This is a genomic window from Humisphaera borealis, assembly GCF_015169395.1.
Taxonomy (GTDB): domain Bacteria; phylum Planctomycetota; class Phycisphaerae; order Tepidisphaerales; family Tepidisphaeraceae; genus Humisphaera; species Humisphaera borealis.
This window is the reverse complement of the sequence record NZ_CP063458.1, coordinates 5,477,248-5,489,037: the sequence shown is the minus strand read 5'-3', so window position 1 is coordinate 5,489,037 and position 11,790 is coordinate 5,477,248. Positions and strand designations below refer to the sequence as shown.

Below are 11,790 nucleotides of genomic sequence, written 5' to 3'. Positions count from 1 at the left end.
GGCCGGTGGCGCCACAGAAGCAAAGCTGGCGAGGGATGACATCGCCGACGGCATCCGTACCATAGTGGGGACATGAGCGATCCGACCCCACCGCCGGGCGACCTGTCCGGCTTCCAACCGTCCTCCCCCCCGCCTCCCCCCCAACAGGCTCCGCTTTCTGCGCGGGTTCCGGAGAAGGTCGCGCGTGGCGTATTCACGACCGGCCAGGTTGTGTTGGACGGCCCCAAGGAATTCGTTGTCGATTTCTTCCAGCACCTGACCCGGCCCCATCAGGTGGTTGCGCGTGTGGTCATGACGCCCCAGACGATCAGCGAGTTGATCGCGGCCTTGAAGCAGAACATCGAGAACTTCAGCAAGGCGTTCGGGCCCCCGCCGGTGTTGCCGCTGCCGCAACCCGGGCGCACCAACCTTCAAGAGCTCTACGACAACTTTAAAGTGCCCGACGACATGCTCAGCGGGGTCTACGCCAACGGCGTACTGATCGGGCATTCGCCATCGGAGTTCTTCTTCGACTTTCTGACGGGGTTCTTCCCCGCGGCGGCGGTATCGGCACGGGTGTTTCTGCCTGCCGGCCAGGCGCCGCGATTCCTGACGGCGCTGGAAAACGGGATGAAGCAGTACAAGACCAAGATGTCCGGCCAGCAGCCCCCGCAGCAACCGCCACGGGATGTGTGACGTGAAGTCGGGGTCGATGGGTGGAGGGTGGCGCGGTCGCTGGCGTGCCTTCGCAGTATCCTCGCCGATTGACGTCGACTGTTCCACAATCGACCGCGCCACTCATCCGCCTTTTCACTCATCCAGATTCCAAGTCAATGCCCGCCCAATCCCTCATCATTGATTGCGATCCCGGCCAGGACGATGCCGTCGCGATTCTGCTGGCGCTGGGTTCGCCGCAGGACGTCGAACTGCTTGCCGTCACGGCGGTTGCCGGCAATGTGCCGCTGACGCGAACGCAGGAAAACGCGCGAAGCGTCGTTTCTCTGGCCGGTCGCCAGGACGTTCCGGTCTACGCCGGCAGCGACCGACCGCTGGTTCGCCCCTTGGTGACGGCGGAGTACGTTCACGGCAAGACAGGCCTCGACGGTGCCGACCTTCCTTCGCCTGCACAACCGCTGGCAGGCGGTCACGCGTCACAGGCGATCATCGACATCGTGCGAAGCCGCCCGGAGCGTTCGGTGACGATCTGCCCGGTCGGGCCGATGACAAACGTCGCCCTTGCGATGCGGCTGGCCCCGGACATCGTGCCGCGGATCAGGCAGATCGTCCTGATGGGCGGAGCGATCGGCCTGGGCAACATCACGCCGGCCGCGGAGTTCAATATCTACGTCGATCCGCATGCGGCAGACATCGTGTTCCGGTCGGGCGTGCCACTTGTCATGCACGGCCTGGACGTCACCCACAAAGCACGGTGCACGCCCGAACGTCTCGAACGTATCGCTGACCTAGGCACGGCCGTCGGTCGCGCCGTTTACGGCATGCTGACGTTTTACGGCAAATACGATCAGCATCGCGGGGCCGGTGGCGGAGCGCCGCTCCATGACCCCTGTGCGGTCGCTTATGTGATTCAACCAGATCTGTTCGGCGGCAGGGATTGCCACGTCGCGATCGAAGTCGCGAGCGAGCCTTCCATCGGCAGAACGCTGGTCGATTGGGGTGGCGTCACCGGTCAAGCGGCCAACTGCAAGGTCATCGACACCATCGATGACGACCGTTTCTTCGAGATGCTGACAGAGCGACTGGCGCGCCTGTGACGACGTACAGTTGCGATGACGGCGTGCCGCTTCGTGCCTACAGCGATTTGGACGGCTCTACCGTCTGCGGAGCCGCGACGACCGCGTCTTCATTCGGGGAAAAGACCTTGAGACCGACGATTCCGGCAACGATCAGGATAATGCAGACGATCCGGATGACGTCCTTTGATTCATTGAGGAACACCATCCCCACGATCGCCGACCCGATCGCACCAATGCCGGTCCAGACGGGGTACGCGACCCCCAGCGGAAGCGACCGCATGGCGACGTGAAGCATCCAGAAACTGAGAAACACCCCGGCGACCGTGATTGCGCTTCCCACTGAGAGCGACAATCCATACTTCTTGAGCCCGAAAGCCCAGGCGATTTCCAGCAGCCCCGCGAGAATAAGGATCAACCATGCCATCCGAACACCTCCGTGGATTGCATGATAGCCCGGGCATTCAGGTTGTCGCCGTGGCAATCAAGAAAGGGTCCGGCCGGTGGCCAGGACCCTTTTGAGCTCGTTTCTGCTGTTTCGCGATCCGGGACGCCGGTGGTCCAGTCGTCGCTTATGCCGCGCGGAGTTCGTTCTCCGCGGCGGTCCAGTTGTCGATCTCGCTGCCGCCTCGCATCGTCCAGATCTCGTAGGCGCGGCGGGCGATCATGTCCGGCGTCACTTCGACGGCGGCGGGCATGACGACCGATTCGACCTGCGGAATCGGGGTGTGACGAACGGAAGTGCTCTTGCCCTTGGCCGATGTCTTCTTCGCGGCGGGCTTGGCGGTGGTGGATTTCTTGGCTGCCATGGTGAATCCCTTCTGCACGGCTTGGTTTTCGGTTGAAGCGGGCGGCACATCCCTGCGCGCCGCCGGCATGTCCGACGCCCGCCGCAACATCGCGACGTACCCGCCGAACACCCCTTTCATCGGCGAAGCAAACTTTCCGTCTTTAAGGGATTATCGGGCGAAGAACGAAAAGTGCTGATCCTTGAACAGAACGCACAAGGGCATCGAACAGGCTGGCACGCAGGCGTCTGTCCTGCGTGCCTTCGTGCCGTTTGTCTTCGCGCCTCGTACCCGCGCTGCGTTTCGGTCTCGGGACTTCCTACGCCATCCCGTGTTCCTTGAGCCAGCCCATCACTTCTGCATCATGGCCTTCGGGCTTCACCTTCTCGAACACGTGAGCCACCTTGCCGTCCTTGTCAATGATGAACGTCACGCGGGCGGCACCCATGTACTTTCGGCCGTACATGCTTTTCTCCTGCCAGACGCCGTATTTGTCGCACACGGCGTGGTCTTCGTCGGCGAGCAGGGGAAAAGTCAGGTCGAATTTGTCGGCGAACTTGGTAACGGCTTTGACGGGATCGGGACTGACCCCGAACACGGGCACACCGGCCTTTTTGTAACCGGCGATCGCATCCCGAAAGCCGCACGCTTCCTTCGTGCAGCCGGGGGTATCGGCCTTGGGATAAAAGTAGACGACGACGGGTTTGCCGATCTGATCCTTAAGGCTGATGGTCTCGCCTGAACTTGCTGGAAGGGAAAACGCCGGTGCCTTCTTGCCCACGGCGGGGTATGCGGTTGTTTCTGCCACGATCTGAGCTCCTTGGATGAGGTTGGTTTGCGGGATGATAGGCACGGTGGCGCCCGCCGATCGGCGAAGCAAGCGAACCTTTAACATCTGGCAGTAGCGGCCACTCGCGTCGGGCGGGCCGAACTCTACAATCGCCCCGCCGTTGCAGACGGCTGCACTATGACCACGGTTGAACTGATCATTATTCTACTCGTTGCCACCGCCGCCCTCGCCTGGCTTGCCTCGCGCGTCCGGGTGCCTTACCCCATTTTTCTCACGCTGGCGGGCTTGGGAATCAGTCAGCTTTCCCGGCTGTCGCACGGTCACTTCCGTCCGGTGGAGCTGAACCCGGAAGTGGTGTTCCTGATTTTCCTTCCGCCATTGCTTTACCACGCCGGCCTGATGACCAGTTGGCGGGACTTCCGAAGCAACCTGCGCGCGATTTCGATGCTGGCGGTCGGGCTGGTGCTGTTCACGATGATCGCGATTGCGTTCGTTGCGCACTACGCGATCGGCATCGGCTGGGGGCCGGCGTTCGTTCTCGGGGCGATCATCAGCCCTCCCGATGCCGTCGCGGCCACCGCAATCACCCAGCGGCTGCGGGTGCCCAAGCGGATCGTGACCATCCTCGAAGGGGAATCGCTGGTCAATGACGCCAGCGCCCTGATCGCCTATCGCGTGGCGATTGCCGCTGTCGCTGGCGGCGTATTCTCGCTGGGCGATGCGGGAATGAAGTTCGTCATTGCCGCGACCGGCGGCATCGCCGTGGGGTACGCCGTCGGGAAAATCATGGTCTGGATTCGCCCGCGGATTCACGACCCGTCGGTGGAAGGGTTCGTGGCTCTGCTGATCCCGTACATTGCATTTCTCCCCGCGGAGTGGCTGCACCTGTCGGGCGTCTTGTCAGTGGTTACCGCGGGGGTTTTCGTCGGCCGAAAGGTGCCGCAGATCGCCACCAGCCACGGACGGCTCAGGCTCTATGCCGTCTGGGACACGCTGGTCTTCCTGCTGAACGGGCTGATCTTCATCCTGATCGGATTGCAGCTTCCGGCCGTGATCGAGCGGCTCGAGATGCAATCCTGGGGTTCGCTGACCGGAAACGTGCTGGTGATTGGATCGACCGCGATCCTCGTGCGCATCCTGTGGGTGTTCCCCGCGGCATATCTGCCAAGGCTGATCCCCTCCATCCGCCGGCGGGAACCCTGGCCCGATCCGCGTCAGGTCTTCCTCGTCTCGTGGGTCGGGCTGCGCGGCATTGTGTCGCTGGCCGCGGCTTTGGCCCTTCCACTGGCGATCCCCTCGGGAGCCGACTTTCCGTCGCGCGACCTGATTATCTTCATCACATTCGGGGTCATCCTGATGACGCTGGTCGGCCAGGGGCTGACTCTGCCGCTTGTCATCAAGGCGCTCAGGATCGGCGCCGACGATATCGAAGAACGGGAGGAAGAGGTCGCGCGTCTTCAATTGGCCAACGCAGCGCTGAGCAGGTTGCAGGTGATGGCGATTCTTGATGAGAGCGCGGTGCCCATGATTGACCGGGTTCGACAGCCGTACGAACAGCGGCTGAACTATTACGGCCCGAGGCGCCGGGGCATCATCATCGACGACGCCGCCGCCAACTGTAAAACCACCGACGATGTGCTGCGTGCCGCCCTGGGCGCGGAGCGGGAGATGCTGCTGAAGCTCCGCGACACCGGCGAGATCGGGGATGACGTGCTGCGAAAACTGCAAATGGAACTGGACCTGCAGGAAGCGAGCCTGGAGACCGAGCAGTGACGAGCCGGCCGGTTTCGTCCACCGGCGCGGCGGGCTCCTCGTTGATCAGGGGTTGCGTTTCAGTTCGAAGATGCCGGTCGTCCAGCCGGTTTTTGTCTGCACGCTCCATCGCCCGATGATGGAGTTCTCGTCCTGCGTCACCGCGCCGGCGATCGAAACCTGCCCGCCGCCGTTGAGCATCAGCATCGCAATGAATGCGCGATTCTTACCGACGTTGACTGTGGACATCACGGATTGCCCGGCGATCGCCGAGACATCGAACGTTCCGGTCGCGATGTCCTTCTTTTGAGTCTTGAAGGTGACCGAGCCGTTGACCACCGCATGATCCTGGTTCCGGGTGAATGTGCCGGACCAGGTGCCAAGGAGTTCGACGGCGGGCTTGTTGGCCTCATCGATCGCCTTCTTTTCCTTGGGTGTCAATTCGACCGTCGGGCCGGGCTCTACAGCGGGCGTGACAGGCTCGGTCGGCTGATTCTTGTTGGCCTGCTTGTCGAGTTTGGCCTGCTTTGCCGCGGCCTTCGCGGCAGCCTTGGCCGCCTTGACTGACTGGCCCACTTCCACCGGGACGTGAATCGCCGGTTCGGATCGGACATGTGCCGGCCAGCGCGCCAGAGGACGCAGAGACGCCAGGACTGTCGCCGCCGAGAGAAGCTGGCGGTCTTCCAGCATTTCGACGACGCAGCCGACGCCACAAGTGGCGTTCGAATCTTTGCTCACCATCACACGCTCCCACAACTTCCCGGCCGAACCACGAACCTTCTCCTGCCCGTCCCACACTTTGACGGTCACCGCAGGCAATTCGTTTCGGCTCGAAAGGAGTTACGATTCGGGAAAGCGAGGGGCAAGAAGTTGATCAAGTTACCGGACTTTTGCGGTTGCAGGCTTACTTCTTGATTGGTCGGCGGCTCATTTGCCGGCATTGACGAACTGGGCCGACATGCTCGTCGAAACGCCTGCATCGTGGTGGGCCTTGACGTTGTCCTCGCCGGCAAGCGAGTTGATCGTCACCAGCAGAAACCGAGGTCCGACCGCCCGATAAAGGTGCAGCTGGTCGGCGACCTGGGTCTTGATCTGATACCGCTCGCGGATGCGGATGACGAAGTTGTCGTCCTTCTCGACTGTGGGCTCGGTGACGAATTTCTGCGCGTTCGCCTGCCGATTCTGGCGCATTTTCTTGGTCATCGCCGCCGCGAGGTCGGGCTCGATCTTCATGGACGCCGGCAAGACCTCCACGGACATCATCGCCTGCTTGTCCGCGCTGACGTAGGCGGCGCGCGTAGGTGTGGTCGCCTGCTTGGCGACAATCCAGCCTTCAGGCGGGGTGAAGTCAATCGCTCCGCCAAGCCGCACCTTTCCCTCGGCCGGTTTGTCGTCGGTGCGAGCGACGGGGAGGCGCGGTTTATCGGCTGCCGGCAGGACCGACACTGCGACCGCGTTCAATACCAGCGAGGCAACCGCCGCCATAAGGAATACAGGTTTCATTGCCGCTCCCAGGAAATGGTCCTCCGATACCGTCGCACCACGCCCGTTATAGCCGATAATCCGGAGAGGCGGTGAGGGTTTTTCGGCGCGATGCATCTGCTGGAGCACGATCGAGGGTTGTTCCGGGATATTGCCTGAATTGCTGATCGGTGGTGCCCTAAGTAACATTCGGATCGCTATCGACTCGACTTAGCGGCGGATTTGGGAAGCTTGAGGAAACGTAAATATGCAGCGAACAACATGCTCCGTGCAGAGGGTTCTGTCGTCGATTTTCTTCTTCTTCATCGCGGGACTCCTCTGTATGCCACTCCCTGCCTTGGCCAAAGGCGAAGCGGATCTGGTCCTGCCTGATTTCAGTTCGCAGAAGTTTTTCGGGCAATCGATCGACGGAAAAACCCTGCTCACACTCGGGTTGCTCGTCACGCTGGCGGGCATCGCGTTCGGCCTGGTCATCTACGCACAGCTCCGCCGACTTCCCGTGCATCGCGCGATGCTCGAGGTGTCGGACCTGATCTACGAGACCTGCAAGACCTACCTGCTTACCCAGGCCAAGTTCATCCTGATCCTGTGGGTCTGTATCGCCGCCGTCATGGTGGCGTACTTCGGATTCCTCCGCGGCGATCACACTGATGCCGGGACCGCGGCCATGCTCAAGGCCGAGGGCCTGGTCGAGTACGGCAAGGCGACGCAGGTCATTTCGATTCTCGCCTTCAGCTTGGTCGGTATCGCCGGCAGCTATGCGGTGGCCTGGTTCGGCATGCGTGTGAACACGTTCGCCAACAGCCGAACGGCGATGGCGTCGCTCGGTGGCAAGGCCCGGCCGGTGTATGCGATTCCCCTTAAGGCCGGCATGAGCATCGGCATGGTGCTGATCAGCGTCGAGCTGTTCATCATGCTCTGCATTCTGTTGTTCGTCCCGCGTAACCTGGCCGGACCGTGCTTCATCGGTTTTGCGATCGGCGAATCGCTGGGTGCTGCCGCCCTTCGCGTGGCCGGCGGTATCTTCACCAAGATCGCCGACATCGGCGCCGACCTGATGAAGATCGTCTTCAAGATCAAGGAAGACGATGCCCGCAACCCCGGCGTCATCGCCGACTGCGTGGGCGACAACGCCGGCGACTCCGTCGGCCCCACCGCCGACGGGTTCGAAACCTACGGCGTTACCGGCGTGGCGCTGATCACCTTCATCCTGCTCGCCGTCGCCAACCCCGTCATTCAGATTCAGTTGCTGGTCTGGATCTTCGTCATGCGGCTGTTGATGGTCGTCACCAGCGCACTGTCCTACTTCATCGCCGAAGGCTTCTCGGCCAAACGGTACGCGACCCACAAGCTGATGAACTTCGAGGTTCCGCTGACCCTGCTGGTCTGGGTGGCCTCGGTGACCTCCATCGCGGCCACCTACCTCGCGTCGTACGTGCTGATCGGCAACATCAACGGCAACTCGTCCCTCTGGTGGATCCTGGCGACCATCATCACCTGCGGCACCCTGGCGGGCGCGGTGATCCCGGAAGTCACCAAGATCTTTACCTCCACCCACAGCGGCCACGTCCGCGAAGTGGTCACCGCCAGCAAGGAAGGTGGCGCTTCGTTGAACGTGCTGTCAGGCCTCACCGCCGGCAACTTCTCCGGCTTCTGGGTCGGCGGCGTCACAATCGGCGGACTGATGGCACTGGCCTACGGCATCTCGCTGATCGGCGGGACCGAGACCGGCCTGGCGACGATCATGATTCCGCAGTCCACCGCGATCTTCGCGTTCGGCCTGGTCGCGTTCGGCTTCCTGGGCATGGGCCCGGTGACGATCGCCGTCGATAGCTACGGCCCGGTGACCGACAACGCCCAGAGCGTGTACGAGCTTTCGCTGATCGAAACCCACGCCGACATCCAGGACGACATTCGCAAGCACTACGACACCCACGCCGACTTCGAACACGCCAAGGGCCTGCTCGAAGAGAACGATGGTGCCGGCAATACCTTCAAGGCGACCGCCAAACCCGTGCTGATCGGTACGGCCGTCGTCGGTGCCACGACGTTGATCTTCTCGATCATCATGCTGCTGACCAACGGCCTGACGGCCAACGTCGACAAGCTGTCGATCCTGCACGCCCCGTTCCTGCTGGGCATCATCGGCGGCGTGTCGGTGATCTACTGGTTCAGCGGGGCCAGTATGCAGGCGGTCATCACCGGGGCCTACCGCGCCGTCGAGTTCATCAAGAAGAACATCAAGCTGGAAGGCGTCGAACGGGCCAACGTCGAGGACAGCAAGAAAGTCGTCGCGATCTGCACCAAGTTCGCCCAGGCGGGCATGTTCAACATCTTCCTGACGATTTTCTTCATCACGCTCGCCGCGGCGTTCGTTGACGAGTTCTTCTTCATCGGGTTCCTGATCGGCATCGCCGTCAGCGGGTTGTTCCAAGCCATCTTTATGGCCAACGCCGGCGGCGCCTGGGACAACGCCAAGAAGATCGTGGAGACCGAACTCAAGGCCAAGGGCACGCCGCTGCATGATGCCTGCGTCGTCGGCGACACCGTCGGCGACCCGTTCAAGGACACCAGCAGCGTGGCGATGAACCCCATCATCAAGTTCGCGACGCTGTTCGGGCTGCTTGCGGTCGAACTGGCGATCACCCTCAAAACCCCCGACGGACACGCCAGCCCGCTTCGCCTGGTCCTGGCCGGCTCGTTCTTCCTGATCGCCGTGGTGTTCATTCTCCGCAGCTTCTACGGGATGAAGATCGAAGGATCGAAGTCGGACGACTGACGGATTTGCTCGTAACAAGCCGACGCAAACATAAACGCCCACGGACGATCGTCCGTGGGCGTTTATGTTTGCCAGCTCATCATTCGGCGCGAGCATCAAAAAGAGTGCGGTTCACTTTCGCTGGCCGAAATTCTTCCCGGTGACCGACGACCCAGCCGTCGGCGTAATGCTGTAGTAGCCGACCGTCGGTGACGTCCGCACCCAATCGGTTTGCTGGGTCACGCGAATCTGGTACGCAGTGCCTGCCAGCAGATCGGTCATGCTCCAGGCACCCGTGCTCGATGTTAGGACGTACTTTTCCCCGGTGTTCCAGACGCCGTTGCGGTTCGTGTCGTTGTAGACGCGCCAGTTGGCCAGGCCGACTTCGCCTGCGTCCTTGATGCCGTTGCGATTGAGGTCGTTGAACACAAAGCCGCTGGCGGCGCCGCGCTGAGTGACACTGAACGCGGTCAGAGTGAGTGCCTGTCCACTGACGACCGTGCCGGCGAGCGTCTTTCCAGCGGTTGGCGTCTGCCGCCATCCGGTTTTGACAACCAGGCGAACGGTGTATGTCGCAGGATCCAGTCCGGTGAAGCTGTAATTGCCGGCGGCATCGGTGGTGGCAGATCGATCGATCGTCGTGTCTCGCACGCCGTTGCCGTTGAGATCAATCCACGCCGTCCAGCCGGATAGCGCGACTTCGGTTGATTCGCGAACACCATTGCCATTGGCGTCGTTGAACAGGCTTCCCTTGATCGTCGCGGTTCGGAAGGAGCCGAAGTCACGGCCGGCGACCGTCTGCCCTGCAGTGGGCGTGACGGTGTAGAGGTTTGTTGCGGGGCCGCCCAGTTTCCACCCGCTCGGAATCACCTGCTTAACGCGGTACGTGGCACCGGCGGCGAGCCCGGTAAAGCTGTAGGAACCGCCGGCGGCTGTTGTGGTTGTCTTGTCGGCGGCGGTGAGCGTGCCGCTGCCATCGACATCCAGATACACCGTGCGGCCCGACAACGCCGGTTCATTGGCGTCGCGCGATTTGTTGGCGTTGAGGTCTTCGTAAAGCGTACCGGTGATGGTCGCGGTCACTGGCGGCGGCGGAGGCACCGGCGGTGGGCTCACCGGCCCCGCGCCGGGGATGTTCAATCCGAGCACGCCGTTGGGCTGATCAAAGGTGATCCAGTCGAAGGCGCCGGCCGAACTCGCGCCCAGCGTCGTCCCGTCCACCGCAAAGCTCGCGACCAGGAAGTTCATCCCGAAATCGCCGTCGAGCGTCAACGTCTGACCCGTGACGGGGTCTGCCACGGTGACGTCGAGCACCAGCAGCGGTGCGTTGACGAACCGGATTCCCTCGCCCTCGATCGTCGGCAGTGTCAACGAATCGGCGAAGAAGCCGGCGGCGTTTACCGTACCGCCGATTCCGCCAATCGGAATCGTAAACTGATTCGCGACGGGATTGTTATTCGCATCGAGCAATCGGGGCGTATCGGAGCCGTATGTGCCCGGCGCGTAGTGAACGCCGAGCTTGCTCGCGATTCCCTGCGATACAAACGAAGCCGCCGCGCCCGTATCGAGCAGGAAGCTTCCGGAGGCAGACCTGGTTCCCTCGGTCAACTGAACGGCGGGGGTCGTGTCGACGACGCCGGCCGCCCGTGTGGGATTCGGCCCGATGAACGGATTGTTGGAGATGGTCGGGCCGGGTGCGCCCGCCGGCGTGACCTGCGTGAAGCGGCCGAAGCTTCCGTAGCTCATCTTCACGTGGCGGTTCACCGACGGAATGCCCGGATCGGTCGCTTTGGTCGCCGCGCTGTAAGGCGTGCCCGGCGAGTAGAGAAACGTCCGCATGCCGTCGAGCAGGCTGATGTCCGTCTGGTTGAGGGGCGTCGGGTCCATCACGACCACTTTCCCCTGCATTGCCGGCATGCCGATGATGTCCAGCGGGCCGGTCAGGAAGTCGGCGGGACTTCGATTGATCTGGGCCCGGATCGGACCGAAAGGCTGATCAAATTCCGACACGGGAAGGTCGCCGTCGAACAACGAACGCACTGGTGCCGCCGCCCCATACAACACGGTGGAAACATCAAACTCTTCGCTGCCGGCGACACCGATGTCGGCGAAGGTTACCGGCTGCCCGTTCACCGTGGCGTGGCCGATACCCAGTCCGTCGGCCGTCTCCTGGGAGAGCAGAATGCCGCTGGCACCGGTGTCGAGAAATCCCTTGACGGCTGTTCCATCGTTCGGGCCTGTTCCGCCCAGCGGATTTCCCGTGGCAGAGTTTCGGAAAATCGCGTGAACCTGAGGCTGATCCATCGACGCCGCCTGGACGCCGACGATGTCGTAGGTGCTGTACAGGCGGCGGGTTTCCAGCGACTCGATCACAGCCGTGATTAGAAGCGCCTCAACGCGTGTGGAAGCGAATGGAATCATGATCGTTTCCGAAATGCTGCAAACCAATGACACAAGCGTGAAATGAGGGGACAGCAAACCGCTCAGCTG

At 62.2% G+C, this 11,790-nt stretch carries 11 protein-coding genes; 5 read left to right on the top strand and 6 right to left on the bottom strand.

Annotation, left to right across the window (positions count from 1 at the left end; translation table 11 throughout):
- The first annotated feature begins 72 nt into the window (after positions 1 to 72).
- Positions 73 to 675: a DUF3467 domain-containing protein gene (locus IPV69_RS20585; RefSeq protein WP_206291603.1), complete on the top strand. Its 603-nt coding sequence runs from the start codon at positions 73 to 75 to the stop codon at positions 673 to 675.
- A 137-nt stretch (positions 676 to 812) separates the two neighbouring features.
- Positions 813 to 1,751 (top strand): nucleoside hydrolase, encoded by a 939-nt coding sequence (locus IPV69_RS20580; protein ID WP_206291602.1) that lies wholly within the window; start codon positions 813 to 815, stop codon positions 1,749 to 1,751.
- A 37-nt stretch (positions 1,752 to 1,788) separates the two neighbouring features.
- Here IPV69_RS20580 and IPV69_RS20575 read toward each other — a convergent pair whose 3' ends face one another.
- Positions 1,789 to 2,157 (bottom strand): DMT family transporter, encoded by a 369-nt coding sequence (locus tag IPV69_RS20575; RefSeq protein WP_206291601.1) that lies wholly within the window; start codon positions 2,155 to 2,157, stop codon positions 1,789 to 1,791.
- Between the two features lie 145 nt (positions 2,158 to 2,302).
- Entirely contained in the window at positions 2,303 to 2,539 is a 237-nt protein-coding gene (locus tag IPV69_RS20570) for a DUF2934 domain-containing protein (RefSeq protein WP_206291600.1), read from the bottom strand.
- Between IPV69_RS20570 and IPV69_RS20565 the strand changes: the two genes are divergently transcribed.
- Complete coding sequence (locus IPV69_RS20565; RefSeq protein ID WP_206291599.1) at positions 2,529 to 2,717, top strand: hypothetical protein; 189 nt, start codon at positions 2,529 to 2,531, stop codon at positions 2,715 to 2,717. The genes IPV69_RS20570 and IPV69_RS20565 overlap by 11 nt on opposite strands.
- Before the next feature lie 120 nt (positions 2,718 to 2,837).
- Here IPV69_RS20565 and bcp read toward each other — a convergent pair whose 3' ends face one another.
- On the bottom strand, positions 2,838 to 3,326 hold the full coding sequence (bcp, locus tag IPV69_RS20560) for a thioredoxin-dependent thiol peroxidase (RefSeq protein ID WP_206291598.1): 489 nt from the start codon (positions 3,324 to 3,326) through the stop codon (positions 2,838 to 2,840).
- A gap of 159 nt (positions 3,327 to 3,485) precedes the next feature.
- Between bcp and IPV69_RS20555 the strand changes: the two genes are divergently transcribed.
- Positions 3,486 to 5,081, top strand: coding sequence for a Na+/H+ antiporter (locus IPV69_RS20555; protein WP_206291597.1), 1,596 nt, complete (start codon positions 3,486 to 3,488; stop codon positions 5,079 to 5,081).
- Between the two features lie 45 nt (positions 5,082 to 5,126).
- Here IPV69_RS20555 and IPV69_RS20550 read toward each other — a convergent pair whose 3' ends face one another.
- Together IPV69_RS20550 and IPV69_RS20545 are read right to left on the bottom strand one after the other, a co-directional pair.
- Positions 5,127 to 5,879, bottom strand: a complete 753-nt coding sequence (locus tag IPV69_RS20550) for a hypothetical protein (protein ID WP_206291596.1) — start codon at positions 5,877 to 5,879, stop codon at positions 5,127 to 5,129.
- Between the two features lie 108 nt (positions 5,880 to 5,987).
- Complete coding sequence (locus IPV69_RS20545; protein WP_206291595.1) at positions 5,988 to 6,563, bottom strand: hypothetical protein; 576 nt, start codon at positions 6,561 to 6,563, stop codon at positions 5,988 to 5,990.
- 301 nt (positions 6,564 to 6,864) lie between these two features.
- Here IPV69_RS20545 and IPV69_RS20540 point away from each other — a divergent pair, with 301 nt between their 5' ends.
- Positions 6,865 to 9,321, top strand: a complete 2,457-nt coding sequence (locus IPV69_RS20540; protein WP_206291594.1) for a sodium-translocating pyrophosphatase — start codon at positions 6,865 to 6,867, stop codon at positions 9,319 to 9,321.
- Positions 9,322 to 9,432: 111 nt separating this feature from the next.
- Here IPV69_RS20540 and IPV69_RS20535 read toward each other — a convergent pair whose 3' ends face one another.
- A complete protein-coding gene (locus IPV69_RS20535) occupies positions 9,433 to 11,721 on the bottom strand; it encodes an SdrD B-like domain-containing protein (RefSeq protein ID WP_206291593.1) in 2,289 nt (762 codons plus the stop codon).
- Between the last annotated feature and the right edge of the window lie 69 nt (positions 11,722 to 11,790).

What these genes read in the sequence shown, in the direction of transcription:
- IPV69_RS20585 (WP_206291603.1), top strand. Translation starts at nt 73, where the DNA reads ATGAGCGATCCGACCCCACCGCCGGGCGACCTGTCCGGCTTCCAACCG.
- IPV69_RS20580 (WP_206291602.1), top strand. Translation starts at nt 813, where the DNA reads ATGCCCGCCCAATCCCTCATCATTGATTGCGATCCCGGCCAGGACGAT.
- IPV69_RS20575 (WP_206291601.1), bottom strand. Translation starts at nt 2,157, where the DNA reads ATGGCATGGTTGATCCTTATTCTCGCGGGGCTGCTGGAAATCGCCTGG.
- IPV69_RS20570 (WP_206291600.1), bottom strand. Translation starts at nt 2,539, where the DNA reads ATGGCAGCCAAGAAATCCACCACCGCCAAGCCCGCCGCGAAGAAGACA.
- IPV69_RS20555 (WP_206291597.1), top strand. Translation starts at nt 3,486, where the DNA reads ATGACCACGGTTGAACTGATCATTATTCTACTCGTTGCCACCGCCGCC.
- IPV69_RS20545 (WP_206291595.1), bottom strand. Translation starts at nt 6,563, where the DNA reads ATGAAACCTGTATTCCTTATGGCGGCGGTTGCCTCGCTGGTATTGAAC.
- IPV69_RS20540 (WP_206291594.1), top strand. Translation starts at nt 6,865, where the DNA reads ATGCCACTCCCTGCCTTGGCCAAAGGCGAAGCGGATCTGGTCCTGCCT.
- IPV69_RS20535 (WP_206291593.1), bottom strand. Translation starts at nt 11,721, where the DNA reads ATGATTCCATTCGCTTCCACACGCGTTGAGGCGCTTCTAATCACGGCT.